We start from the raw sequence: 25,458 nt of genomic DNA, 5'->3' as shown, positions 1-25,458 counted from the left end.
GGCGGATCTCCGGATACCAAGTGCGCTTCCCATGAGACCGTTCCCCACACGCGCCCCAGCGGCGCGACCAGAGCGAGCGCCCGCGCTGCGACGCAAGGCGCCCAGGGCGCTGGTGGTCCTCGCCCTGGGCGCGGCCCTCGGCGGCCCCCCTGCGGCAGCGGCGCGCGCGGCGGACGCGCCGTCGGCCAGGCCGCCCTCGCCCGTCGCGAGCGCGCAGGCCGGGGCGCCTCCCGACGACAGCGCCTCGGTGGCCGCCGCCCCCCCGGCCGAGGGCCGACCCGTGGTCTCGCCGGTGCAGCGCCCGGGCGAGCGCGACGTCCGCGATGTCCAACAACGCGCTTGCTCCTTCACGCTGCCCGTCTGCGTGCACGCGCCCGCGGACGTCCCCGGCGCCGCCCTCCTCGAGAGCCTCACCCACCTCGAGACCGCGATGCGGACCTACGACGCGCTCGGTCTGCCGCGCCCGCTCCCCGATGGCGCGCGGGGCGGCGGCCCATCGTACGATCTCTACCTGGAGCGCGGCCCGCGCCGCGGCCCGATGCGCGTGGGGCACGACCTGCGGGCGCTCGGGGAGCGGTTCGACGCCGCGAGCGCGTTCGCCATCATCGCAGCGCCGGGGCGCGGCGGCGGGTGCGCGAGCGCGTCCGACGCGGCCTACGCGCTCGGAGCCGCCGTCGCCATGCGCCTCGACGCCGGGGCGGAGGAGGGCGCGATCGCCATGACGGCGAGCTACCTCGCCGCGATCGCGGCGCCCTGCGCGGCCGAGGAGCTCGCCGCGGTCGACGCCTTCCAGCGGGCGCCCGAGCGGGCGCTCACCGGCGCGGCGCTCGGCGCGCTCGACGGCGGCCTGCTCTTTCCGTGGTTCCTCGACGACGCGTACGGCACCGGGACGCCGGCGCAGGTCGCGACGTCGCTGCTCGCCATCGCGGCGCAGTCCACGCCCGCGGGCGCGGCGCGCTTCCACGCCGAGCCCGACACCTTCGATGCGCTCCGGGCGTCCCTGCGATCCCGCGGCGAGGAGCTCGACGACCTGCTCCTCGAGTTCGCCATCGCGCGAGCGTTCCTGGGCAGCCGCAGCGACGGCGCGCACCTCTCCGACGCCGAGCGCTTCGGCGATTTCGGCCGGGTTCGCTTCGAGTGGTCGCTGCCCTACGCCACGCTCCCGCGGCGGGTCGCGCCCCTGCGCCCGATCGAGCCGACCGGCGCGACGTACCTCTGGCTCGATCTCTCGGCGGAGAACGCGGCCGCTAGGCCGGATCTCGAGACGGCCGAGATCACCTTCGTGGCCGACTGGGAGCTGCCCGCGCTGTTCCGCTGGGCGATCGTGAAGGTCGACGCGCACGGCGCCGAGGCGGGCCGCGTCGACGTGGCCGGCGTCTTCGGCAGCAGCCGCGCGCAGCGCACGGTGGTGGGGCTCGACGGGCTCTCGGGGCTGCTCGTCGTGGGCGTCAACGCGGGGAGCATGATCCGGAGCCTCCCGTTCGATCCCGACGACGCGCCGTTCATGCCGCACGCGTACACGGTCTGGCTCTCCAGGTAGGCGCCGCGCCGACCGGCGCTCCCGCCGGGCGCCAGCGGGCGGCCTGCGCAGGCCGCGGCAGGCGCGTCACGCCCTCGCCTCGGCTCCTCGCGCGATCAGGTGCTGCGCGAACCACTCGCCGGCGAGCCGGGCGACCGCCGCGAGCGCGCCCGGCTCCTCGAACAGGTGCGTCGCGGAAGGCACGACGGCGAGGCGGCGCGGGCCCGCGAGGTCGTCGAGGGCAGCCTGGTTCAGCGCCAGCACCTCGGTGTCCGCGCTGCCCACGATGAGCAGCGTCGGCGCGCGGACCATCGCCAGGGCCGCGCCCGCGAGGTCGGGCCTGCCGCCGCGCGACACGACGGCGCCCACGGCGCGCGGCCGCGCCGCCGCGGCGATGAGCGCGGCCGCCGCGCCGGTGCTCGCGCCGAAGTAGCCGACCGCGAGGTGACGGAGCTCGGGTCGCGCGAGCGCCCAGTCCGTCGCCCCGATCAGCCGCCGCGCGAGCAGATCGACGTCGAAGCGGAGGTGGGCGCTCCGGCGATCTTCCGCCTCCTCCTCGTCGGTGAGCAGGTCGAAGAGCAGCGTGGCCAGCCCCCACCGCCAGAGCGCCTCCGCGACCGAGCGGTTGCGAGGGCTCCTGCGGCTGCTGCCGCTGCCGTGCGCGAAGATCACGAGGCCGCCCGCCCTCTCCGGGATCGCCAGGTCCCCGGGGAGCGCCGCCGTCCCTGCCTCGACGAAGAGGGGCCGCTCCGCCCCTTCCGGCCTCGGGACCTCGCGCCGCGCCTCGGCGAGCAGCGTGGCGACGACGTCGTCCGACGTCTGCGAGAAATCCTCGTAGTAGGCGCCGATCGCCTGGAGGCCCGGGTCCTCCTCGATGCAAGCGATGCCGTCGACCTCGCGGCTGAGCGACGACAGGCTCGACGGCGCGGCGACCGGCGCGGCGAGCACGAGCCGCCTCGGCGAGCGCTTGCGCAGGTCGCGCAGCGCGGCCCGCACGGTCCCGCCGGTCGCGATGCCGTCGTCCACGACGATCACCGTCCGCCCCTCGACGCGGGGCATCGGCCTGTCGCCCCGGAACCGGCGCACCCCGCGCTCCACCTCGGCGGCCTGCCGCTCCGCGATCTCGGCGAGCTCCGCCTCGGAGATCCCCAGCAGGGCGACGAGGCCCCGATCGATGTACACCTCGCCCCCCTCGGCGATCGCGCCCACGCCGAGCTCCGGCTGCCCGGGTGCGCCGAGCTTGCGCACGATCCACACATCGAGCGGCGCGCCCAGGGCGCGCGCCACCTCGTAGCCCACCTCGACGCCGCCGCGCGGCAGGGCGAGCACGAGCGGCGCCTCGCTCCTGTACCCCGAGAGCAGCTGCGCGAGCCTGCGCCCGGCGTCCCTGCGATCCTCGAACAGCTTCGCTCGCCCCATCGCCCCCTCCCCTCACGTCCCCTCCTGCGACCCCTTCAAGAGCGGTGCCGCGGGGCGCGCGCGGCGCGGGCTCGGCCGCGCGCGACGTGACGAGAGGCGGGGGTTGACCGCGATACGGGCAAGGCCGCGCCCGTCACCGCCCCATCAACCGAACAGGCTCCACTCGTCCTCGATGAGCGAGAGCGCGTTGATCAGCTCGACCGCGAGCTCGCGCTCGAGCCACTCGTCGATGCGCTGGCCCGCGGCGATCGCGCTGAAGCCCGCGCGTGGGATGCGCTTCGCGAGGTGCGAGAGGCACGAGCCGGTCCGATCGAGGCGCGCGACCCAATCGGTGTCGCGATAGGCATATCTGGCCTGGTGGAACAGCGAGTCGCTGAGCGCCGAGATCCTGTCGCGCACGACGTCGGCGGGCTCGGCGCGGGACGCGATCGCCTCGCGCACCTCGCTGATCGCGCGCAGCACGAGGCAGACCGGCGCGCCCGGATGGAACGAGGTGCGCTTCGGTGAGAACGTCAGCCCGTCGAGCGCAAGGAAGTACCAGGCCTGCGGCGAGGACACGCGATAGAGGAATGCGGCGTTGCAGGCGTCGGCCGCCCTCATCGCGATCTGCCAGGCGCCTTGCTCGTCGATGCCGTCCTGCTCCGCGGGCATCCCGTCGATGCGCTCGATCCCGGCGCCGCTGGCGAGCGGGTCGGCCCACGCCATGACCAGGACCGAGGTCGCGCACGACCAGCTGCACAGGAGGCGCGCGCTCGCCTCCGCGGACACGCGCCCGCTCGGCGCGATCCAGACGAAGCGCCCCTCCTTGAGATCGGCGCGGTACTCGTGGAGCGCGGCGCCGTGGCCTTCGAGCTGCTGGAAGAGCTCCTCCCCCCGCGCCGCCCAGCGCTGGGCGAGGGCCTCCTCGGCGCTCTCGGACGGCGTGTCGTCCCAGTCGAGCTCAGGCGGCCGAGGCGGCGAGAACTCCGCGTCGTCCGCTCCGCTCTTCGCCTTCGCGTTCCGGGGTCGGCGCTTCGGCGGCGTGGCGCTGGCCTGCTCGCCGGCGCGCGCTCTCGGGGGACGCATCCTCGGCGCCGCCGGTGGCTCGGCCGCCGCGCGCTTCCCCGGCGCTGCCGGTCGCTTCGCGACGGCGGCCTCCACGAGCGAGGTCGCGCCCTTCGCCTTCCTGGGCCTGGCGCGCGAGCTTGCGGGCGCCCGCTCCTGCCCGTCGCGCAGCGCGGCCGGCGGGCCCGCCTTCGCGCCCGCCTTGCCATGACGCCGCGCGCGCGCGGATCCGCTCGATGCCTTGACGGTGCGCCTGGGTTCGGCCGATGTCCCTCGACCGCGCGGTTTGGGCATTGCGACAGGCTATCACGAGCTCGAAGCGCGATATCGATGGAGGCGCCCCGGGAAACGCACATGGTGAGCCGAGCGCCACATCGCTCGGAGCGCAGGTCCTGGGGCCCGGAGCCGGAGCGCGCGCCGCCGAAACGCGCGTGTCGCGCGTGTTCAGGTCGTGTTCAGTTCGCTTCGCTGAGGGCGCGCCGAACTACCTTCTTGAATTTCGCGAGCGGCTGGGCTCCGCTGACCAGGTAACCGTTGATCACGAACCCGGGAGTCCCGGTGATGCCGGCGCTTCGCGCGGCCTGCGCGTCGGCCTCGACGGCGGCGCGATGGGTGTGCTCGTCGAGCGCCTTTGCGAAGCGCGCCGCGTCGAGCCCGAGGCTCTTGGCGTGCTGCTCCAGGGCCGCGCGGTCGAGGTTCGAGGCGTCGCTCGCCTTGAAGAGCAGGTCGTGCATCTTCCAGAAGCCGGCCGGCCCTTTCTGCGCGAGCGCTTCCATGGCCGCTTCGGCGGCCAGCTGCGCCTCCGGGTGGAAGGGGAGCGGCAGGTGGCGGTAGACGACACGGACCTTGCCCGGGAACGCCTTGATGAGCTCGTCCATCGTGGCGGCGGCGCGCGCGCAGAAAGGGCACTGGAAGTCGGAGAACGCCTGGATGACCACCTTGCCCGCGGCCGCGCCCTTGCTGGGGTGGCCCTTGGGCACCGGCGGCACGGACACCTTCGGCGGCGGCGCCGGCGGGACCGCCTGCTTCTGGATGGCCTCGTACACCTTCGCGCGCGGCGTCCCGGCCACGACCATCGCCTCCGCCTTGGCGATCTCCTCGTCGATGATCGCCTGGAACTTCTCGATCGGCTGCGCGCCGACGAGGCTTCGGCCATTGATGAAGAAGTGCGGGGTCCCCTGGGCGCCGAGATCGTCGGCGAGATCCACGTCGGCCTCGATCTTGGCGGCGTGCTTGTGCGAGGCGACGGCGCGCTTCACCGCGTCGACGTTCAGCCGGAGGTCCGCGGCGACGGCCTCGAGGGCGGCGTCGTCGAGGGCGGCCTCACCGGCGAGGAGGCGATCGTTGGCCTGCCAGAAGGCGTCGTTTCCCTTCTGGGCGCGGGCCTCGCGCGCGAGCTCTGCAGCGGGCTCGGCCCGGGGGTGGAACGGGAGCGGGTGGTCCTTCCAGACGACACGCAGCTTGTCGCCGTACTGCGCCCTGAGCTTCTCGACCGTCGGCGTGACCCGCCTGCAGAACGGACACTGATAGTCGCTGAACAGCACCATCGTCACGAGCGCCGTGTCCGCGCCGCGCACGGGCGAGTCCCCGACGGGCACGAGGTGCACCACGCCGCCGTCGCCTTCCTCTTCGGCGTCGTCGGGCTCCTCGGCGGGAGGAGCGAAGTTCTTCTTCGCGAGCGCCGCGTAGATCTTCTCCGGCGGCGTCCCCTCGGCGCGGAGCGCCTGCGCCGCGGCGAGCTGCGCGTCGATGATCTCGGCGAACCGCTCCGCCGGCTGCGCGCCGACGAGGAGGACGCCGTTGATGAACGACGCCGGCGTGCCGTTCACGCCGAGCCGCCCGGCGAGCGCCATGTCCGCGTCGACCTTCTGCGACGCCCTGCTCTGCTGGACGAGCTGCTGGATCTGGCCGGGGGTCACGCCGGCCCGCCGGAGCGCGTTGGCCTGGACCTCCGGCGAGAGCCGCTCGTCGGCCGTGAAGATGGCGTCGTGAAACGCCCAGAAGGCCTTGGGACCCGCGTGCGCGAACACCGCCATCGCGGCCTCGGCCGTCGGCCGAGCCTGCTTGTGGAAGGCGAGCGGGAAGTTCTTCCACACGACCCGCAGCCGCTCCGCGCCGTACCGCTGCTCCAGCTGCCTCAGCGTGCCGCCCAGGTGCTTGCAGAAGGGACACTCGAAATCGGAGAACACGACGATCGTCACGGGCGCGAGCCGGCCGCCGCGCGCCGGATCCGCGCGGGTCACCGGCACAGGACCGGGGTCGCCGTCCGCGACCATCACCTCGTCATCGAACGTCGCTCCCGGATCAGCGGCTGGGCCCGGCTGCCGCGCAGGGGCGCCGCTGCTCTTCGCCTGCGAAGCGTCTGGAGGGTGCGGCGGCAGCGCGGAGCTGCAAGCCAGGGCGAACAGCAACGAGAGCCAGGCGACGGCGGCGATGGCGCGGCGAGACATCGCGCGAGTGTACTCCGGTTCCGCGATGACGCCTTCGCCGCGCGGGCGTCGCTGTGCCCAGCGCGGAACGCCTCGCCGCGCCGCCAGGCGCGATTGACGCCCTCGCCGCCTTCGGCCATGACGGGCGCGGCGCGCCGCTCTGCCGCGCCAGAAGAGCGCACCGGAAAGCCATGGAGAAGGTCTACAGCGCCGCCCGCGTCCAGCCGGAAGAGCACAGGGACGTCCTCGCGCAGCTCTGGAAAGAGAACCTCGCCCACGGCGAGGTGTCGCAGGAGCTCGTGGAGCGGCGGATGCGCTGGTTCCAGGAGCAGAACCCGGCCGGCCCCCCGCGGACCTGGATGGGCTTTCACGGACCGGAGCGGGAGATCATCGGGAGCGGCTCGTTCTACCCGCGCGACCTGGTCGTCGACGGGCGCAAGCTCAAGGCCGGCGTCCTCGGCGACTTCGGCGTCACCAAGGCGCACCGCATCGCGGGGGCCGCCATGAGCATCCAGCGAGAGCTCGCGAGGGGCTGCCGCGACGCCGGGGTCGATTTCGTGTTCGGCTTCCCCAACAAGGCCTCATTCCCGATCTTCCAGCGCGCCGGCTACAAGAAGATCGCCGATTCCATCATCTGGGTCCGGCCCCTCATGGCCGCGTACAAGCTGAACGAGCTCGCGGCCTCGTCGGCCGGCGAGCAGCGGAGCACCGTGAGCGCGGTGGTGCAGCGGGTCGCCGAGCGGGCCGCGTCGGCGGTCCCCCACCCTCGCTGGCGCGCGCTCTGGGAGGCGGCGGAGCCGGGCGCCCCGCCCGCCCCGCTCGCGCAGGCGCTGTCGACCGCGGCGGAGCGCGCCGTCCAGCGGGCGACGGTGAAGCCGGACAACCTCCTGGTCCGGGCCGCGGGCAGCGCCCTCGACGCCTCGATGGCGCTCCGGGACACCGCCGCGCTGCTCGCGAAGGGGAGCCGCGTGCGCACCGAGCTCGTGGACGCCGCCGATCACCGCTTCGACGGGCTGTGGTCGCGGGCGAAGCCCTGGCCGGTCGTCGGCGAGCGGAGCGCCCAGTTCCTGAACTGGCGCTATGCGCAGCTCGGCAACGTCCGATACCGCTTCTTCTGCATGCTCGACCGGCACGACGGGCGGCTGCTCGGCTACGCCGTCTACTCGGTGCGGAACAACAAGGTCGAGATCAGCGACCTGTTCAGCGAGGACAACGGCCCCACGTTCGACGCCCTGCTGCTCGAGTTCTGCCGGGCGATGCGGCGGGAGGGGCACGTCTCCGTGGGCATGCTCCTCGTGACGCCCCCTTCGTTCAGCGCCCGCCTGCGGGCGCTCGGGTTCTTCTCCCGCCCCCACCCGCCGAACGTCGGCTCGCGGTGGCTCATCGTCCACCTCGATCCCGCCTTCCCCGACGAGCTGCGGCGCGTGCTGCTCGACGCGGAGAGCTGGTTCATGACCGACGGCGAGCTCGACGTCTGAGCGCCCGGGCTCCCGCCTCCCGGGGGATCCCACCGATCCGCTGGACCACCTCCTCCCGCCGGTTACCCTTGCCTCTCCATGGATAACGAGGCGCCGGCCCTGTCCATCGCGCGGCTGCGCTCCGTCTGGGATGCGGAGGTAGGCCCCTCCGCGCGCCGCGCGCTCACCGCGGCCGCTTGCGCAGGGCTGTTCGGCGCGGCGCACGTGGCGCGCGTGGGGTCGCCGCTCGCCCGCGGGCTCGCCGGCGCCGGGCTCGCGCTGCTGCTCGCGGCGATCGCCGCGCGGGCCATCGTCGTGCGCCGCCGGCGCGGCGACGCCCGGCGCACGGTGCGCGAGATCATCGGCCGCACGGACGAGGCGCTCGGCGCCGCCACCCTGCGGGCGCTCACGCTCGCGGATCGCGCCGCGGCCGACGATCGCGTCGGCTCGCCGGAGCTCGCCGGCCTTCACCTCCGGCGGCTGCTCGGCCGCGCCTCGCAGGCGCGCGTCGTCGAGCGCGCGCGCCAGGCGGCGACGCGGTGGGCGAGCGCGGGCCTCGCCCTCGGCGCGGCGGCGCTCGCGGCGGCGGCGATCGAGCCGTCGCGCGTCGTCGAGGGGCTCGATGTCCTCGCCGCCCGCCGCGGCGAGGCTCCCCTCGATCTGCCGTGGATCGAGGAGGTCGAGATGACGGCCGCGCCGCCCGATTACCTGCACCAGGGCGCGGAGGAGCTCCTGCCGTTCGCCCCGACGATGCAGCCCCGAGGGACCGTGATCACGGTGCGCGGCCGCCCCGTCCGCGCGGGGCGCGCGCTCGTGCTGACGGACGGCGGCGCCGAGGTGCCGTTCGTCGACGACGGCAAGGGCAGCGTGGTCGCCCGCTGGACGCTCGGCGACTCGACGACCCTCCAGGCGGCCGCGCGCTTCGGGCAGGTGCGCGTCCGGCAGGCCGACGCGCAGCGCGTCGTGTCGATCCCGGACGACGCGCCGCGCGTCACGCTCGAGGGCGCGCCCCGCACGGTGAAGCTCCTCGACGAGCCCAGCATCCCGCTCCGCTACGAGATCACCGACGATCACGGCCTGCGCGAGGTCGATCTCGTCCTGCGCGCCGGAGCGAAGGAGGAGCGGCGGGTGCTCTCGCGGCCGGCGGCGGACGCGAAGGTCGATCGCGGAGGCTACGAGCTCCGGGCGCGCGATCCCTTCTTCCGCAGGACGTACGTGCCCGTCGAGGTGCGGATCGAGGCGCGGGACAACGATCCGATCGAGGGCCCGAAGTGGGGCAGGAGCGAGGCCATCCTGGTCGTCCCGCCGCAGGTGGGCGAGCCCGAGGCGCGGCGCTACGCCGCGCTCGTGAAGGCGCGCGACGCCCTCACCGATCTGCTCGCCGACCGCATCGGCCAGAGGACGCCGGAGGCGGGCGGCGCCGCGGCGCACGCGGCACACGCGGCACACGAGGCCGAGGTGCAAGCGACGGCCAAGGCGGCGGTCGAGGCGGCGCTCGCCGCGGATCACGGCGGGCTGCGGGTGCGGGGGCGCATCGCGTCGCTCGCCCGAGGTCAGCTGGCCCGGCTCGACGCGGCGCTCGCCGCCGAGCGGAGGTCGACGACCCGCGCGGCGCACCAGGAGCTGCTCGACGAGACCGAGGGCGCGCTGCTCGCGTTCGACGCCGGCCTGCGCGGCCTGGGCCACCGCGACGCGCGGGCCGTCGCGCAGCGGCTCGCCGACGTCGCGGACGAGGCGGCGGCGGCGGCCGAGCTCCTGGGCAACGGCGACCGCGAGGGCGGCGAGGTCCGCCTGGAGGCGGCCGTCACGGTGCTGGGCGGCGGCGGGGTCGAGCTCGGCAAGCTCGGCGAGCTCGGCCTCGACCTCGGCGAGATCGTCGCGAACGACCTGCGCCGGATCGCGCGCGCCCGAGGCGCCAGCGACTGGCTGCACGCCGAGCTTTCGGCGCGCGACCTCGCGGCGCGGCTCAGGCGGCCGGAGCCTTCGTTCGGCGGCGGCGGCCGCGGCGGGGTGGAGTCGGGCGCGCCGCGCGGCCCTGACCCCGGGGACGCGTCGAACGCCGACGAGAGCGTCGCCCAGAGCGAGCGGGATCTCGAGGAGCTCGCGCGCGATCACGCCGCCGAGACGAACGCGGTCGCCGAGGAGCTCTCGCGCGCGTCGCGGCCCGAGGACATCGCGGCGCTCCGGGAGGAGGCGAAGAAGCACGCGGAGGCGATCCGAGAGGCCGTGCGGGACCTGCCGCAGCCGGGCGCGGCGCCGGGCTCGGCCGAGTCCGCCGCGGCGGCTGGCAGGGAGCAGGCCGAGGCGATGGCCGGCGCGCTGGAGCAGGGCCGCCCCGAGGAAGCGGTGACGAGCGGCCGGGGCGCGATGCGCTCGCTGGGCGACGCGAAGCGGCTCGGCGCGCAGGCCGGCGGCTTCTTCCCCGAGGAGCGCGCCGCTCGCGAGGCCGGCGAGGCGCAGCAGGCGCTCGCCGAGGAGCTGGCCTGGGCCGAGGAGGCGCTGCGCAAGCTGCGGCAGGCGGCGGCAGAGCGAGCGCGGGACGGCCTCGGAAAGTCGAGCCAGCGCGAGGGGTCGCTCGCCGACCGCGCGCGCGATCTCCGCAAGCGGGGCGAGCGCGGCGACGGCCGCATGCCCGAGGAGATGCTCGATCGCCTCGACGAGGCCGAGCAGGCGATGCGCGACGCCCAGCGCGCCCTCGCCGAGGGGGACGGCGAGGGCGGCAACGAGCGCCAGCGCGACGCGCAGCGGCTGCTCGAGATGTCGCGCAGCGAGGACCAGGGTCAGGACGGCGACGCCGAGTCGGAAGGGGATCGGAACATGGCGAGGAAGGCCGACATCCCGGACAAGGACAAGCACAAGGGCCCCGAGGAGTTCCGCCGTCGCGTGCTCGAGGGGCTCGGGGGGACCTCGGAGCCGCGGCTGCGAGAGGCGGTCAAGCGTTACGCGGAGGGGCTCCTGAAATGACGCGCACAGGCGGTGGGGCAGCCACGGCCCGGCGCGGGGCGACGGCGATCGCGAGGCGCGGCCTCCGGGCGGCGATCCTCGCCGGGCTCGCGACGGCGTCGGCGACCGCGTCCGGACGCCTCACGGTCGGCGATCTCGACCGCGCGGCGCGGGCGCGGGCCGCGATCCTGGAGATCGACGTCCCCGCGGCGCGGGACGCCCTGAAGGACGCGGATCCGGCCGACCTCGCGCTCGCGCTCGAGCGCGGCCGCCTCGCCATCTACGAGGGCGACTGCGACGCCGCCTCGGCGATCCTCGCGCGCCCCGATCTCGCGGCGACGGCCGAGGGCGCGGCGCTCGGGGACATCGCGCGCGGCTGCGCCCGGGCCACCGCGGCGACGGTCGTCGTGAACGACGAGGAGCGCGGCGTCTGGGTGCGGCTCCAGGACGACGACGATCGCGCGCTCGTGCCGTTCCTCGTCGACGTCGCGGCGAGGACGCGCGACGTGCTCGCGAAGGACCTCGGCGTCGAGCTCCTCCGGCCGCTGCGGATCGATCTCGTCCGCGATCAGTTCACGCTCTCCGCGATGACGGGGCTGCCCGAGGAGGCGGCGCGGACGACGGGCACGGTCGCCATCGCCAAGTGGGGGCGGGTGACGATGCTCTCGCCGCGCGCCACGCCGAACGGCTACCCCTGGCTGGACACGCTCGCGCACGAGATAACGCACCTCGCTCTGTCCCGCGGGACGCGCGACAACGCCCCGCTGTGGCTGCAGGAGGGCGTGGCCAAGCGCGAGGAGGTCCGCTGGCGCGAGCCCGACCCGCTGGACGACGTGCCGTCCGCGGACGCGATCGCCTTCCTGGGCATCCAGAGGGGCCTCGGGCGGCCGCTCGACAAGATCGGCCCCTCGATCGCGATGCTCCCGAGCGCGGAGGAGGCCGCGGTCGTGTTCGCCGAGGTCGCGAGCTTCATCCGTTACTGGACGAGGGAGGCGGGCGACACGGCGCTGCCGCAGCTCCTGCGCCGGCTCAAGGACGCGAGCAGCGACGCGGACCTCGAGCGGGCGATCGCCGAGATCTCCGGCGCGGACCTCGCGGCCTGGGACAAGCGCTGGCGCGCCTACCTCGCCAGCGTGCCGGCCGACGTGCCGCCCGACCTCGCGCCCGGCGCCGACATGCCGCACCGGCAGGAGGTGAGCAAGCGGGTGCGGCTCGGCCAGCTGCTCCATGACCGCGGCCACCACGCCGCCGCCGCGGTCCAGCACGCGCGCGCGCAGGCGCTCGCGCCGCACGAGCCGGCGGTGCGCTGCTTCCTCGCCGCCGCCCTGCTGGCGTCGGGCGAGCGCGCGAGCGCCTCGCCCCTCGTCGAGCGGGTCGAGGACGTGCACAGCCGCTACGGCCGGTGGTGGTCGCTGCACGGGCTGCTCCACGGAGGCCCCGACGGGGACCGCGCCTTCTCGGCGGGCACGGCGCTCGATCCGCTGGACCCCGACGTGGCCTGCGAGGAGAAGCTGCCGCCCGATCTCCCCGGCGACCCCCTCCGTTCGGCCCTGTGCGAGGCCGCGCGCCGCAGGGCGCGCTAGCCCGTCGCCTCCGAGATCCAAAAAAAGACGGCGAGCCGAGGAAATAGCGCCGCTCGACGCAATGGCGCGCGAGCGGCGGTTTGTTCGCGAGCGCGCCCGCTCCGGATTCCGTCGCGCCGGAGCGCGCTCCTACGGTGCGCGGGATGCCGAACCCTGGTCGCATCCCCTTGATGATCGCGCTGGGCCTCGCCCTGCCGGCCCCGGCCTACGCCCACGGCGCGCAGCGCGCGCCAGAGCCGCATGTGCACAGCGAGTTCAGCGCGTCCTCCGTGATGGCATTTGGCCTGACACCCACGGCGGGCATCGGCATCTCGCCCGCTGCCGCTCTCCGCTGGTCCGACCTGTCCCTGTCGCTCGAGGCGCGGGCGATCGTCGCGCTGGGCGGCCCTGCGAGCGATCTGCCGAGCGCCGGGCCGCGGCGCATCAGCGCCGGGCTGGGGGTCATGTCGCTCTGCAGGCACCGGGACGGCGTCTTCCTGTGCAACGTCTTCCAGCTCGGCGCTGTCCGCGCGCCCGTCCCGGAGAGCATCACCCAGACGGAAGGCGGCGTCCTCTGGCTGCTCACCTCCGGCGCGCGCGGCGGCGCCGAGTGGCGCATCGCGCGGTACCTCCAGCTGCGCAGCTTCCTCGAGCTGCACCTCGTCCTGGCGCGCCCTCTGCTCTCGGCCGGCCCGGCCGCGAGGTGGAAGACCTCCGCCGTCGCGGCGATCGCCGGGATCGGCCTGACGTTCCCGGTGGACCCGGGGTGAGGAGGGTCGCGCCTGCGCGCCGTGACCCACGCCCCGCGCCTCCTCGGGCCTCGCGCGGCGCGGGCGTCGTGCCGGAGGAGGTCGTGCGCTCCGCGCGGCCTCAGTGCTTCGCGCGGAGCGCGCGCGCCAGGGTGTTCCTGCCGACGCCGAGCCGCTTCGCCGCTTCCGTCTTGTTCCCCTCGCACGCCCGGACCATCGCCTCGACGTAGCGCCGCGTCACCTCGTCGAGGGTGAGCCCGAGCGGCAGCGCGACCCGCGCGTCGCCCTCGGGCGCCGCTGCGGCGTGCGGCGGGGCGCCTTCGCCCCGCCGCGTCGGGAGGTGCCCCGCGGAGATGCGGCCGTCCGGCGCGAGGGCGATGGCGCTCTCGACCCAGTGCTCGAGCTCGCGCACGTTGCCTGGCCACGTGTGGGCGCGGAGGTGGCGGAGCGCGTCCGGATCGAAGCGCGGCGGCGGCCTGCCGTACCTCGTCGCGTAGACGTCCGCGAAGTGCCGGGCCAGCGTCTCGACGTCGTCGGGGCCGCGCTCGCGCAGGGCCGGCAGATCGATCTCGACGACGCGCGCGCGGTAGTAGAGGTCCTTCCGGAAGCGTCCGTCGGCGACCGCGCGCTCGAGGTCGCAGTGCGTGGCGCACACGACGCGCACGTCGGCGCGGAGCGACTGGCGACCGCCGACGCGCTCGAAGGAGCGGTCCTGCAGGAAGCGAAGGAGCTTGCCCTGGATGTCGAGCGGCAGGTCCCCGAGCTCGTCGAGGAACAGCGTGCCGCCCTCGGCGAGCTCGACCTTGCCCGGCACGCGCCGGTCCGCGCCGGTGAACGCCCCCCGCTCGTGGCCGAAGAGCTCGCTCTCGACGAGCTGCGCCGGCAGCGTCGTGCAGTCGACGGTGACGAAGGGCCTCGTCTGGCGCCGCGAGTTGACGTGGATCGCCCGGGCGAACAGGCTCTTGCCGGTGCCTGTCTCCCCGCGGAGCAGCACGGTCGCGTCGGTCTGGGCCGCGAGCTGGACCTTCTCGTACACGGCGGCCAGCCGCTCGCTCCGGCCGACGATCCGGTTGAACGGCCCCTGCAGCACGACCCCTGGGCCGCCGCCCTCGGCGGCGCGGAGCGTCGTCAGCGAGAGGGCGCGGGCGAGCTGCGTCGCGAGGGCGACGAGGTAGCGCTGGTCCTCCTCGTCGAAGGGCGCGCCCGCGCGGTTCAGCAGCTGGACGACGCCGCGGACCGGCGCGGCGCCGTCCTCGCGGATGGGCGCGACGAGCATCGAGCGCGTCGTGTAGCCCGTCGCCCGGTCCGCCGACGGATCGAAGCGCGGGTCGCGTGAGGCGTCATCGACGCGCACGACCTGCCCGGTCGTGGCCACGTGCCCGGCGATGCCGCGCTCGAGCGGCTGCCGGAGCGAGGGGAGCTCGGGCAGCAGGGCGACGCGCGTCACGAGATCGCCGCGCTCGGCGTCGACGAGCCAGATCGTCGCGCGGTCGGCGCGGAGCGCCTTCGCGAGCCGCTCGCACGCCGTGCCGAGGAGGGCGTCGAAGTCGACCTCCCGGGCGAGGAGGGAGGCGAGATCGACGAGCAGCGAGAGGCGCGACATGGATAGCGGAGCAGTGTCCAGCATAGAGGGCGCCACGCTTGTCGTCATCCGCGTCATCACGCGGCCCGCGCGAGGGCCTCGACGTGGATGCAGAGCCCCTCGCGCGCGGCGACCGAGCCAGGGAAGAGCTCGCGGGAGAGGCGTTCGATCTCGGCGACGCCGGCGTCCGTCCGCTGCGGGTCGTGATGGAACAGGACGAGCTTCCGCGCGCCGCACGCCCGCGCGATCTCCGCGCCCGCGACGTACGTCGAGTGCCCCCAGCCGGCCTTCGAGCGCCCGCCGTCGCCGCGGTACTCCTCCGGGGTGTACTGCGCGTCATAGATGAGCACGTCGGCGCCGTCCGCGAGCGCGCGCAGCGCCGGATCGACGCAGGCGTAGTGCTCGGTGTCGGTCGCGTAGACGACGCTGCGGCCCTCGTGCTCGACGCGGTAGGCGAGGACGCCGCCCGGGTGGTTGAGCTTGGCGATCCGCACGTGCACCTCGCCCACATCGAACGCCTCGCCCGGCCGCGCCTCCCGCACGGCGATCTGCGCGCAGAGCTCGTCCATGCGGACGGGGAAGCTCGGCGCGGCCATCTGCGTCGAGAGCACCTCGCGGAGGCTCCCGACCCCGTGCGCGCTGCCCACGAACGACAGCCGTGAGCTCGGCAGGTACGCCGGCACGAAGAACGGCAGGCCCTGGATGTGGTCCCAGTGCAGGTGCGACAGCAGCACCGTCGCCTCGACCGGTCCCTCCCGGAGCAGGGCATCTCCGAGCTTGCGTACGCCCGTCCCTGCATCGAGGATGATCCGCGACGATCCGCAGCGAACCTCCACGCAGCTTGTGTTTCCGCCCACCGCAGCCGTCTCCGGCCCAGGCGAAGCGATGCTCCCGCGAACTCCCCAGAACTTGATCTCCATCGTTGTTGCGAGCCTCCTGGGCCCTCTTCAGCGAGCGGCGTGCCAGGACGCAGGCCCTTGAAATCGCTCCTCTTTTCTGCTTCACCCGCGGAGGTCGATCGAAGTTGCAGCGCGAGGTCCGGATCGCCGCTTCAGAATGGAGCGCGTCGAGGGGACGGCCTGCGGGCCCTCGCGCCTCCATTTGCGCGGAGCGGCGCTTCGCGATTGACGCGCTCGCAGCGACGTGGAGAAACGTGGGGCGCGGGGGACGGGCCTGGCGTCGCGCCTCGGATCGCGCTGTGCGTCGCGTCAAGGCTGAGCTCCCTCGCTGGTTGGGGACTGCGCCGACGCTGGAAGGTTCGTCTGACCCGAGCGTTGACCAAGGTCCTTCCTGAGGCCTAGCATTCCTGCACCGCTCTCTTTCCCGCATCGTTACCGCTGCTCCGCACAATGACCGTTGCCACCTACGCCGCCGCACAGCTGTTGCGGGTGCTTCCGCGAGAGCGCATTACCCGGGCCGTTGGCCGCCTCTGCGACGCCAGAGCACCCGCCGCCGTCTTGAACACGGTGGTGAAGCTCTACGCGCGCGCGTACCGCGTCGACATGGACGCCGCCGAGGTGCTGACGAGCCCTTACGAGAGCTTCGACGCGTTCTTCACGCGCAAGCTCCGCGAGGGGATGCGCCCTGTCTGCTCCGATCCCGGAGCCATCACCAGCCCTGCCGACGGACGGGTCGAAGCGATCGGCCCCGTGACCGAGGGCGGGCGGCTGACCATCAAAGGGCAGCCCTACCGCGTGGAAGACCTCGTGGGCGACCCCGCAGAAGCCACGCGCTATGACGGCGGGCAGTTCGCGATCGTCTACCTGTCGCCCCGCGACTACCACCGGGTCCATTCGCCCGTCGCCGGGCAGGTGAGCCTCATCCGCTCGATGCCGGGGGAGCTGTTCCCGGTGAACGCGATCGGCGAGCGCCACGTCCCGGGCCTCTTCGCGCGCAACCGGCGCGTCGCGATCGTGATCGACACGGAGCGCCAGGGGCGCGTTACGGTGGTGATGGTGGGCGCGATGATCGTCGGACGGATCACGGTGAGCGCCGTCGACGCGCGCGACGTGCCGCTCGGCCTGCACACCATCTCGCCGGCCCTTCCGGTCGCGTGCGGCGAGGAGATCGGCAAGTTCCACCTCGGATCCACCGCGGTCATGTTCGTGGAGCGCGGGGTGGCGCCCCCCTGGAGCAGGGCTCCTGGGCCGATCCTCTACGGCGAGCCGCTGGACGGAGGGGGCCAGCGATGACGAGCGAGCGGCCGCGCAACCCCCTGGCTACGCCCGCCCAGGAAGGCGGCGCCTCCGGAGAGCCCGGCGCGCCGCTGCCGGGCGAGGCAGGGAGCGCGGCCGCACCGGCGCCGCAGGGAGACCAGGGCTCGCTCCCCGCGCGAGCGTCCGCTCCACGGCCCGAGCGCTCGCCCAGCGCGCGCCCGCAGCTCGCGACGACGACGCCGCTGCCGCGCCTCGATGTCATCGCGGGCATCGCGGACGGGAGCTCCGGCGGGCAGATCGCCGAGATCCCGGACCTCGATCTCGACCCGCGGATCGCCGGACCGCCCACCGAGCGCTCGCGGCACGGCGCTCCCCTGCCGACGAACCCCGGCTCCAGGCGGTCCTGGCAGTCGCTCGCGACGGAGGTGGAGCGGGCGGCGGAGGTGGAGCGCGGCGAGGGCGCGAAGACCGGGCGACGGCGCTCGCGGCGGCTCGTGAACGTGTCCGGAGACGCAGCGCAGCAGGGTGACGATCAGGCCGCCACGCACGACCGCGCCACCGTGCCCGAGGACGCCGCGGCGCAGCGCTCGGGCGCGCGCGACGAGGCGGACGACGACGGGTGGCCGAGCGCCTCCGAGAGGCGGCCCAGCTACCCGACGCTCGATGCGCCCAGGCATCCCAGCGAGCCCGCGCTGGATGGATCCAGACCCCCCAGCAAGCCGGCGGCGGCGACGGCGGCGGCGGCGAACCTGGCCGAGCTGGTTCCGCCCCGTGCCGTCCCGCGCCCGTCACCGAAATCCTCGAGCATGCCGCCGATGCCGGCGCCGAGCGGGCTCATCATCGATCCCGATTCGGTCGCGGTGATCCGGCCGCTCCAGATTGTCAGCATCGAATCGGACCTGCCGCCGGTGCCGCCGATCACCTCGGCCCCCGAGCCCGCCAGACCGCCGCTCTTGACCGATCCGGCGGAGCACGAGTGGCCGCCGCTCCAGTTCAGGATCCGGCCGGACGACGTCCCGACCGGGATGGGCCTCGAGTCGTTCCAGGAAGGCCTCCCCGAGGGCCCGCCGACGGCGCGCGACGCCGCCTTCGACGCCCTCCAGCCACAGCCTCGGAGGCGGCCCAGGAGGCAGGCCTCGGCGCCGGAGATCGACGCGCACCCCTTGGACTGGCCGCTGGGGGCGGGCGCGGACGAGGTCGCGGAGGTCGAGCCCGAGTCCGAGCCCGTCACCGAGGCGAAGGCCGAGCTATCGAGCGCTCCTCCCGCGGGCGGCGAAGGCCAGCAGGCGCAGGGCGACCCGACGCGCATCACCGTGCCGCCCAGGAGCACCGAGGTCGAGCTCGAGGAGGTCGAGCCCGAGCGCGACGCCGAGCTCGCCGACGCGGGCTCGGCCGCGCAGGCCGATCCGCACGCCGCGCATCCCAAGAAGCCACCGCCGCCTCCCTTGCCGCCGCGGCGCCCGCGCGCGCAGGCGCTGGCATCGCCGGATCTCGCGACGTTCACGAGCTCGGTGCCGCCGCCGCCCGCGTCGGCGCCGCCCGTGTCGGCGCCTTCGTCGCACAGCGAGCCGTCCGCGTCCGCGCGGCCCGCCGCTCCCGCCGCGGCGCCCGCGGCGCCCGCGGCGAAGCAGGTCGAGCACGATTCCGGACCCTCGACCGAGCCCGCCGCGCGCCGGAAGCGCCCGTGGTGGGAGGAGCTCTTCGGCGACGACTTCCTGCGCACGCTCGACAAGATCGACAGCAAGGTGGTTCGCCGCGAGGTCGATTTCATCGAGGAGCGGCTCGGCGTCGAGAAGGGCGCGGTGATCCTCGATCTCGCGTGCGGCGCAGGCGGCCACGCGATCGAGATCGCCAGCCGCGGCTACAGCGTTGTCGGCTACGACCTGTCGCTCGCCATGCTCGCCCGCGCCGCCGACGAGGCGCAGGACCGCGGCCAGAAGCTGAACTTCCTCCAGGGCGACATGCGCGAGATGACGTTCGAGGAGACCTTCGACGGCGTCTACTGCTGGTCGACGAGCTTCGGCTACTTCGACGACGAGAAGAACGCGGATGTCCTCGCCCGCATCCGCCGCGCCCTCCGCCCCGGCGGGATGCTCCTGCTCGACATCGTCAACCGCGACTATGTGGCGTCCCGCCAGCCGAGCCTTGTCTGGTTCGAGGGGGAAGGCTGCGTCTGCATGGATGAGATGCACGTGGATTTCTTCACGAGCAGGCTCAAGGTGAAGCGCACCGTCATGTTCGAGGACGGTCGCTCGCGCGAGCTCGACTACTCGCTCCGCCTCTACGGGCTGCACGAGCTCGGCAAGGTGCTCCACGAAGCGGGCTTCAAGGTCACCGAGGTGACCGGACACCCTGCGCACCCCGGCGTCTTCTTCGGCTCCGAGTCGCCGCGGCTCATCGTGCTTGCCGAGCGGAGCTGAGGCGCTAGGGCTCCCCGGGAATGAGCTTCGAGGCCGCGATCGCGCGCGCGCTGCCGGGGATCCCGCGCAGCGCCTCCCCCGTCGATCAGATCGCCTACGCCCGCGATCTCTGGCCGCGGCACCACCTCGCGGTGACGGAGGGCCGCATCGCCGAGCACCGGCCCGGGATGATCGTCTGGCCGTCCTCCGCGGAGGAGGTCGCCCAGGTGGTGCGCTTCTGCGCGGACGAGGGGCTCCCGCTGGTGCCTTTCGGGGCGGGCTCGGGCGTGTGCGGCGGCGTCCTGCCGGACGAGCGCACGGTCGTGCTCGACCTCAAGCGGCTCTCCCGCCGCCGCTCGCTCGATCGTCAGGCTCCGTCGGTCGAGGTCGAGGCCGGCGCGCTCGGCATCCGCTTCGAGGAGGAGCTGAACGCCGAGGGCTTCACGCTCGGCCATTTCCCGTCGTCCATCCTCTGCTCGACCGTGGGGGGCTGGGTCGCGGCGCGCAGCGCCGGCCAGTGCTCCGGGCTCTACGGCAAGATCGAGGACATGGTCGCGTCGCTCGAGTGCGTCGTGGGCCGCGGCGAGATCGTCCGCTTCGATCGGCGCGCGCGAGGCCCGGATCTCACGCCGCTCCTCATCGGCAGCGAGGGCGTGCTCGGCGTGGTCACCGCCGCGACGCTCCGGCTGCACCCGGCGCCGCCGGCGCGCGCGTTCGCCGCGTTCTCGTTCCCCAGCGTCGAGGCCGGATGGGACGCGATGCGGGCGATGTTCCAGGCCGGCCTCCGCCCGGCGGTCTCGCGGCTCTACGACCCGTTCGACTCCTTCATGGCCCGGCTGGGCGCCGTGCGCCGGCAGCGCGCCCACGCCGGCGCAGCCGATGAATCCTCCGAGGGGGCGGCCGCGCGGGGGCACGGCGCGCGCGGCCCCGGGGCCGGCGCCGCGGTGCTGCGCGGCCTGCTGCGCGCGCCGGGGCTCCTCAACCAGATCGTCGACGGCGTCGGGTCGCGCGTGCTCCGCGGCGCGACGCTCATCCTCATCTTCGAGGGCACGGCGCGCGCGAGCGCGGACGACCTCGCCCGCGCCGCGGCGATCGCGGAGCGCGGCGGCGCCAGGCCGCTCGGCGAGGAGCCCGCGCGCCACTGGCTCGCGCACCGCTACAGCGTGAGCTACCGCCAGGCGCCCGTGTTCATGGCGGGCGCGTTCAGCGACACCATGGAGGTCGCCGCGCCCTGGTCGCGCCTCGACGGGCTCTACCGCGCGGTGCGCGGCGCGCTCGGGCGCCACGTGTTCGTGATGGCTCACCTGTCCCACGCGTACCCGGACGGCTGCAGCATCTACTTCACCTTCGCTGGCAGCGCGCCGAGCGTCGCGGCGGCCGAGGCGAAGTACGACGCGGCCTGGCGGGCGGCCCTCGACGCCGCGATCGACGCCGGCGGGACGCTCTCGCATCACCACGGGGTCGGCCGGAGCAAGGCGCCGCGGCTCGGCGCCGAGCTCGGCCTCGGCGTCGAGGTCATCCATGCGCTCCGCGGCGTCTTCGACCCCGCCGGCGTCATGAACCCTGGCAACCTGCTCCCGCGCGAGGCGCCCTCCGCCGCGCGCCGCCCGCTGCCGCCGCCGCCCGCGGCGCCAGTGCTCGACGGCGACTCCATGCTCGTGCACGCCGCCGGCACCGCTCGCCTCGGCGAGATCGAGCGCACCCTCGAGCAGCGCGGCCTCACGCTGGCGATCGACTTCGGCGCGACCTCGCCCGAGCTGACGCTCGACGCGTGGATCGCGGCGGGCGCCCCCGGCGCCCCGGATCCGTGGAGCGATCCGGTCGATCACCTCGTCGCCGGGTTCACCGCGCGGCTCGCGTCCGGCGCCGAGCTCGCGGTGCGGCCCGCCCCGCGGCGCGCGGTGGGCCCGGATCTCTTCGCGCTGTTCCTCGGCGTGGGGGGGCGCGTCGGCGCCATCACGTCCGCGCACCTCCGTGTCCACGGCGCGTCGCGGTCCCGCGCCCTGCCGACCGCGCTGCCGAGGCAGCCGTCGCTCCGCGAGGACGAGGCGGCGTGGCTCGACGCGGCGGTGAGCGCCGCCCGCGGCGTCCGCTGAGCGCGGTCGGCGCCGCGCTCACTCGGAGCGCGGACGGCGCGGACGGCGGTCAGCCGGGAGGCCAGGCCATCGGCCTTCCACCCATGACGTGGACGTGGATGTGGAAGACCGTCTGGCCGGCGTTCGCGCCGCTGTTCACCACGGTCCTGAAGCCGCTCTCCGCGATGCCGGTAAGCTCCGCGACCCGCCGCGCGGCGAGGAGCAGCCGGCCGAGGACGGCCTCGTCCTCGGGCGTGGCCTGGGCGATGCCCGCGATGTGGCGCTTCGGGATGATGAGCGCGTGCGTGGGCGCATGCGGGTTCACGTCGTGGAAGGCGATGACGTGCTCGTCCTCGAACACGACCTTCGACGGGATCTCCTTGTTCGCGATCTTGCAGAAGATGCACATGGCCGCCTCCTACTCCCAGGGTGCTTGCGAGTCACGCCGCGCCCGGTCACGCGGCAGCGCCCTGGTCCCGGGGTCCGGCTCTCCCGGCTCCCCCTCGCCAGGAGACTCCAGCGCTCCGCCGGGCTTCCCCTCGGGCAGCAGCCGGGCGAGCGCGCGCTCGATCCGCGACGTGTCCGCCGGCTCGGGGAGGAGCGCATGCGGCAATGCGGCGCCTGTCGCCGAGCTCGGCGCGGCGTCCCCGCCGCCCGGCGGCTCGGCCCGCGGGACCGCCCCGCGCGCGACCGCGATGCGGAGCACCGCGAGCTCCAGGGCGTCGAGCGCGGCGGTGCGCTTCAACCCGAGCGACGGCACGTCGTAGGTGAGCAGCGCGCCGCCGCTCGCGGCGGGCGCGAGCCCGGCGCGGTCCGCGCCCGCGACCAGCTGCCGCACGATGCTCCTGAGCAGCGCCGCCCGCCGCCGCACCCGGCGCGCCTCCGGGTCGGCGTAGAGCGAGAAGAAGCGGTTTCGCGAGAAGGTCGACGGCGCCAGCACGAGCGCGACGAGCAGCGCCTCCAGATCGACGGGCGGCGCCCCCCTCTCGATGGACGGCGCCCCCATCACGTGGCGGGCTCCAGCGCGGGCCCCGAGAGCCCACCGCGGCGCAGGAGCTCCGCCTGGCGGTGCGTGCGCAGCGCGCCGATGAGCTCTTCGAGGTCCCCTTCGATGATCTTGTCGAGCTTGTGCAGCGTGAGGCCGATCCGGTGATCCGTCACGCGGTTCTGCGGGAAGTTGTAGGTCCGCACCTTCTGCGCCCGCTCCCCCGTGCCGACCATGGTCCTTCGCTCGGCGCTCTGGGCCTCTTCCTGCCGCCGCTGCTCGAGCTCGAGCAACCGGCTCCGGAGCACCTTCATCGCCTTCGCCTTGTTCTTCAGCTGGGAGCGCTCGTCCTGGCACTTCACGATCATGCCCGTCGGCAGGTGCTTGATCTGCACGGCGCTGTTCGTCGTGTTGACGCCCTGGCCGCCGGGGCCGCCCGACGCGGCGATCGAGATCTCCAGGTCCTTGTCGTCGATGTGCACGTCGACCTCGTCGGCCTCGGGCAGCACGGCCACGGTCGCGGTCGAGGTGTGGATCCGCCCCTGCGTCTCCGTCGAGGGGACCCGCTGAACGCGGTGGACGCCGCCCTCGTACCGGAGGTGGGAGTAGACGTCCTGCCCCGTGATCAGCGCCGCGACCTCCTTGTAGCCGCCGGCGGAGGCCTCGCTCAGGTTGAGCACCTCGACCTTCCACCGCTTCGTCTCCGCGTAGCGGCACAGCATGCGGAAGAGATCGGCGGCGAAGAGCGCCGCTTCCTCGCCGCCCTCGCCGCTGCGGATCTCGATCACGGTGTTCCGCGTGTCGTTGGGGTCCTTCGGCAGGAGGAGCACCTCGAGCTCGGCGGCGAGCCGCTCGCGCTCGAGCTCGAGCTCGGGCAGCTCCGCCTGGGCGAGCTCGGACAGGTCCGGATCGCTCAGCGCCTCGCGATCCTCGGCGATGCGCCGATCGACGTCCCGCAGCCGGGCGAAGGCGACGACCACGGGCTCGATCTCCGTCCGCTCGCGGTTGAGCCGCTGGAGCTCGGCCGGCGAGGAGAGCACCGCCGGGCTGCACATGAGGTGCTCGAGCTCCTGAAAGCGGCGCTGAACCGCCTCGAGTTTCGCGATAGGTAGCATCTGCAATCCGAAGACGACGCGGGGTTGGACGGCGGCGAGGGGCCCGGCGGAGCCGGCGCGCGCTAGCCGTGAGCGCCTGCGTAGCCGGGGTCGGCCAGCAGCTTGGAGTAGTCGGCGAACACCCGATCAGGCTGGGCGGGAGCGGCCACCGAGGCCTCGCGCCAGAGCGTCGCACGGAGCGACGCGAGGGCGATTTCCAGCTGCGCGTCGTCGGGCTCCGCCGTCGTGATCTTCTGGACAAGGAACCCCGGCCAGAGCAGCGCGCGGAGCGGGCCGGTGGTGCAATAACGCGCGAAGATCCGCTGGATCTCGAAGGTGACCGCGGCGATCAGCGGGAGGAACGGCAGCTTCATCAGGAAGAACGTGACGCTCTCGACGAGCCGGCCGCCGGGGAGCTTGGGCAGGAGCGCCCCGAGGGACGCCCCGGCCACCGAGAACACAACGATCGAAACGAGCGCCACCATGACCAGGAACGTCGTCCCGCAGCGGGGGTGCATGGCCGTCTTCCGGCGCGCGTTCTCGACCTCGAGGACCTCGTGCGCCTCGTAGGTGGAGATCGCCTTGTGCTCGGCGCCGTGGTACTGGAAAACGCGTCGAACCTCGGGGATCTGGCGGATCAGCAGGAGGTAGCCGACGACGATGGCGAGCTTCGCCACGCCGGTGATCGCCTGGAACGCCGGCGACGTGACCTCGAGACCGAGGCCCAGGAGCTTGTTGACAAGCTCGGCGCCGGCCTGGGGCGCCGCCACGAAGAGCAGGACCGCGAAGAGGATCGGGATCATGCCCATCCCTCCTCCCCGCTTCTTCGCCTCTGCGCCGCCGCCCGGCGCGGGGCTGCCCGTGACCTGCGCGGGCTCGACGTCCTGCGCCGCGATCGCCGCCATGCTGAGCGCCAGGGAGGTGAGGTTCACACCGCCCGCCTGTCCTGCGCTCGGGCGCTTCGACTCCGGCCCCTTGACCGAGCCCGCCTCCTCGGCCGAGAGATCTTGCTCGTAGAGGTCCGCGGACCAGCGGAGCGCCTGGGATCCCAGGCGGAGCGACTCGACGAGGGTCGCGACCCCCCGCACGAACGGCCACGTGCGCGGCCCCTTCGAGACGGCGGTCATCGGCTGCTCGCGGACGACCAGCTCTCCCGAGCGGCGCCGGCAGACGATCGCGACCGAGCTCGGCGACCGCATCATGACCCCTTCGATGACCGCTTGGCCGCCGATATACGGACGTGCAGGCTGATCGCTCATACGCGTTCCAATCTAGCGCATAACACGGCCAGCGCATCGGCCCGACCGACCAGCGCCGCACATGGTGAATGTGCCGACGTCGTCATGTTCGCGTCCGCGTCCGCCGCGCGCGACGTCTCGACCGCTCACGCTCCGCGCAGGGGCTAGCGAGCGCGAGGCGAACGAGCCCATCCGCCACGCCCCGGGCGGGCGCGGCGTGACGGGCGAATCCGGTGAAAGATGGGATATCGGGGGTAGAGGGACGATCGGCCCGGCTACTTGCCTGCGGTCGCGTACTTCTTGCGGAAGCGGTCGACGCGGCCGGCGACGTCCATGATCTTGTGCTTGCCCGTGTAGAACGGGTGGCAGGCGGAGCAGACGTCGGTGGTGAAGCTGCCGCGGGTGGAGCGGGTCTCGACGACGGCGCCGCACGCGCAGGTGATCGTGGAGGCCTTGTACTCGGGGTGGATGCCGGGCTTCATGGTGAGTCCTTCGGGTGTTGCGAGGGAGGGCGCCTATAGCTCAGCGCGTCTGGGACCGCAAGAAGCCCCTCAGACGCGCCCGCTCTTCTATCTCTCGTTTCTCGTCCGGTTCTCGTCCGGTCCGCCCGGCATTGTTTGCGCGAGTTCGCGCGGGTTTGCGCGAAGCTGCGCAGCGAGGCGGCCCTGGCGTTGCCGGCCGAGCCCGCCGCGCTTCCCCCAGGAGCTAGGCCCCCGGCTCGAGACGCTGGCGGTGCGAAGCGCGGACACCTTAGGTGCGGCGCGACCGGGCTCCGGTCAAGGTGCGGGCAGCCCCAGCCCCCGCGCA

The 25,458-nt window shown here is 74.2% G+C and carries 18 protein-coding genes; 8 read left to right on the top strand and 10 right to left on the bottom strand.

Annotated features, from left to right (window positions below):
• Positions 1–31: 31 nt before the first annotated feature.
• Positions 32–1,540 carry a hypothetical protein gene (locus WME97_RS48375; RefSeq protein WP_437547938.1) on the top strand — a complete coding sequence of 503 codons (1,509 nt, stop codon included), beginning with the start codon at positions 32–34 and terminating at the stop codon, positions 1,538–1,540.
• A 66-nt stretch (positions 1,541–1,606) separates the two neighbouring features.
• Here WME97_RS48375 and WME97_RS48370 read toward each other — a convergent pair whose 3' ends face one another.
• From WME97_RS48370 to WME97_RS48360, 3 genes are all read right to left on the bottom strand, one after another.
• Entirely contained in the window at positions 1,607–2,938 is a 1,332-nt protein-coding gene (locus WME97_RS48370; RefSeq protein WP_437547936.1) for a phosphoribosyltransferase family protein, read from the bottom strand.
• 144 nt (positions 2,939–3,082) lie between these two features.
• Complete coding sequence (locus tag WME97_RS48365; RefSeq protein ID WP_437547934.1) at positions 3,083–4,276, bottom strand: hypothetical protein; 1,194 nt, start codon at positions 4,274–4,276, stop codon at positions 3,083–3,085.
• Between the two features lie 161 nt (positions 4,277–4,437).
• Entirely contained in the window at positions 4,438–6,432 is a 1,995-nt protein-coding gene (locus WME97_RS48360; RefSeq protein WP_437547932.1) for a DsbA family protein, read from the bottom strand.
• Between the two features lie 170 nt (positions 6,433–6,602).
• Between WME97_RS48360 and WME97_RS48355 the strand changes: the two genes are divergently transcribed.
• The 4 genes from WME97_RS48355 to WME97_RS48340 all read left to right on the top strand — a co-directional run bounded on the left by WME97_RS48355 (position 6,603) and on the right by WME97_RS48340 (position 13,143).
• Positions 6,603–7,889: a GNAT family N-acetyltransferase gene (locus WME97_RS48355; protein WP_437547930.1), complete on the top strand. Its 1,287-nt coding sequence runs from the start codon at positions 6,603–6,605 to the stop codon at positions 7,887–7,889.
• Between the two features lie 78 nt (positions 7,890–7,967).
• Positions 7,968–10,832, top strand: coding sequence for a DUF4175 family protein (locus WME97_RS48350; protein WP_437547928.1), 2,865 nt, complete (start codon positions 7,968–7,970; stop codon positions 10,830–10,832).
• The gene (locus tag WME97_RS48345; protein ID WP_437547926.1) at positions 10,829–12,394 is read left to right on the top strand and encodes a hypothetical protein; all 1,566 of its coding nucleotides are present in this window, start codon (positions 10,829–10,831) and stop codon (positions 12,392–12,394) included. Before WME97_RS48350 ends, WME97_RS48345 begins: the two co-directional genes overlap by 4 nt.
• A gap of 143 nt (positions 12,395–12,537) precedes the next feature.
• A complete protein-coding gene (locus WME97_RS48340) occupies positions 12,538–13,143 on the top strand; it encodes a hypothetical protein (RefSeq protein WP_437547924.1) in 606 nt (201 codons plus the stop codon).
• Between the two features lie 100 nt (positions 13,144–13,243).
• Here WME97_RS48340 and WME97_RS48335 read toward each other — a convergent pair whose 3' ends face one another.
• Positions 13,244–14,725: a sigma-54-dependent Fis family transcriptional regulator gene (locus WME97_RS48335; RefSeq protein WP_437547922.1), complete on the bottom strand. Its 1,482-nt coding sequence runs from the start codon at positions 14,723–14,725 to the stop codon at positions 13,244–13,246.
• A 56-nt stretch (positions 14,726–14,781) separates the two neighbouring features.
• The gene (locus WME97_RS48330; RefSeq protein ID WP_437547920.1) at positions 14,782–15,624 is read right to left on the bottom strand and encodes an MBL fold metallo-hydrolase; all 843 of its coding nucleotides are present in this window, start codon (positions 15,622–15,624) and stop codon (positions 14,782–14,784) included.
• A 546-nt stretch (positions 15,625–16,170) separates the two neighbouring features.
• Between WME97_RS48330 and asd the strand changes: the two genes are divergently transcribed.
• The 3 genes from asd to WME97_RS48315 are packed head-to-tail and all read left to right on the top strand — an operon-like array spanning position 16,171 to position 21,355.
• Complete coding sequence (asd, locus tag WME97_RS48325) at positions 16,171–16,896, top strand: archaetidylserine decarboxylase (RefSeq protein WP_437555653.1); 726 nt, start codon at positions 16,171–16,173, stop codon at positions 16,894–16,896.
• On the top strand, positions 16,893–19,280 hold the full coding sequence (locus WME97_RS48320; RefSeq protein ID WP_437547918.1) for a methyltransferase domain-containing protein: 2,388 nt from the start codon (positions 16,893–16,895) through the stop codon (positions 19,278–19,280). The genes asd and WME97_RS48320 overlap by 4 nt, the downstream gene beginning before the upstream one ends.
• 20 nt (positions 19,281–19,300) lie before the next feature.
• On the top strand, positions 19,301–21,355 hold the full coding sequence (locus WME97_RS48315; RefSeq protein ID WP_437547916.1) for an FAD-binding protein: 2,055 nt from the start codon (positions 19,301–19,303) through the stop codon (positions 21,353–21,355).
• Between the two features lie 49 nt (positions 21,356–21,404).
• Here the strand turns inward: WME97_RS48315 and WME97_RS48310 are convergent, their stop codons facing one another.
• The 5 genes from WME97_RS48310 to rpmE all read right to left on the bottom strand — a co-directional run bounded on the left by WME97_RS48310 (position 21,405) and on the right by rpmE (position 25,133).
• Positions 21,405–21,743 (bottom strand): histidine triad nucleotide-binding protein, encoded by a 339-nt coding sequence (locus WME97_RS48310; protein WP_437547915.1) that lies wholly within the window; start codon positions 21,741–21,743, stop codon positions 21,405–21,407.
• 9 nt (positions 21,744–21,752) lie between these two features.
• Entirely contained in the window at positions 21,753–22,340 is a 588-nt protein-coding gene (locus tag WME97_RS48305; RefSeq protein ID WP_437547913.1) for a hypothetical protein, read from the bottom strand.
• Complete coding sequence (gene prfA, locus WME97_RS48300; protein ID WP_437547912.1) at positions 22,340–23,434, bottom strand: peptide chain release factor 1; 1,095 nt, start codon at positions 23,432–23,434, stop codon at positions 22,340–22,342. The genes WME97_RS48305 and prfA overlap by 1 nt, the downstream gene beginning before the upstream one ends.
• Before the next feature lie 62 nt (positions 23,435–23,496).
• Entirely contained in the window at positions 23,497–24,672 is a 1,176-nt protein-coding gene (locus WME97_RS48295) for a DUF1385 domain-containing protein (RefSeq protein ID WP_437547910.1), read from the bottom strand.
• A gap of 254 nt (positions 24,673–24,926) precedes the next feature.
• Positions 24,927–25,133 carry a 50S ribosomal protein L31 gene (rpmE, locus tag WME97_RS48290; RefSeq protein ID WP_012241637.1) on the bottom strand — a complete coding sequence of 69 codons (207 nt, stop codon included), beginning with the start codon at positions 25,131–25,133 and terminating at the stop codon, positions 24,927–24,929.
• Positions 25,134–25,458 lie beyond the last annotated feature (325 nt).

It is taken from the genome of Sorangium sp. So ce367, from assembly GCF_051520455.1.
In the GTDB taxonomy this organism is placed as follows: domain Bacteria; phylum Myxococcota_A; class Polyangia; order Polyangiales; family Polyangiaceae; genus Sorangium; species Sorangium cellulosum_B.
This window is presented reverse-complemented; position numbering and strand designations above follow the sequence as displayed.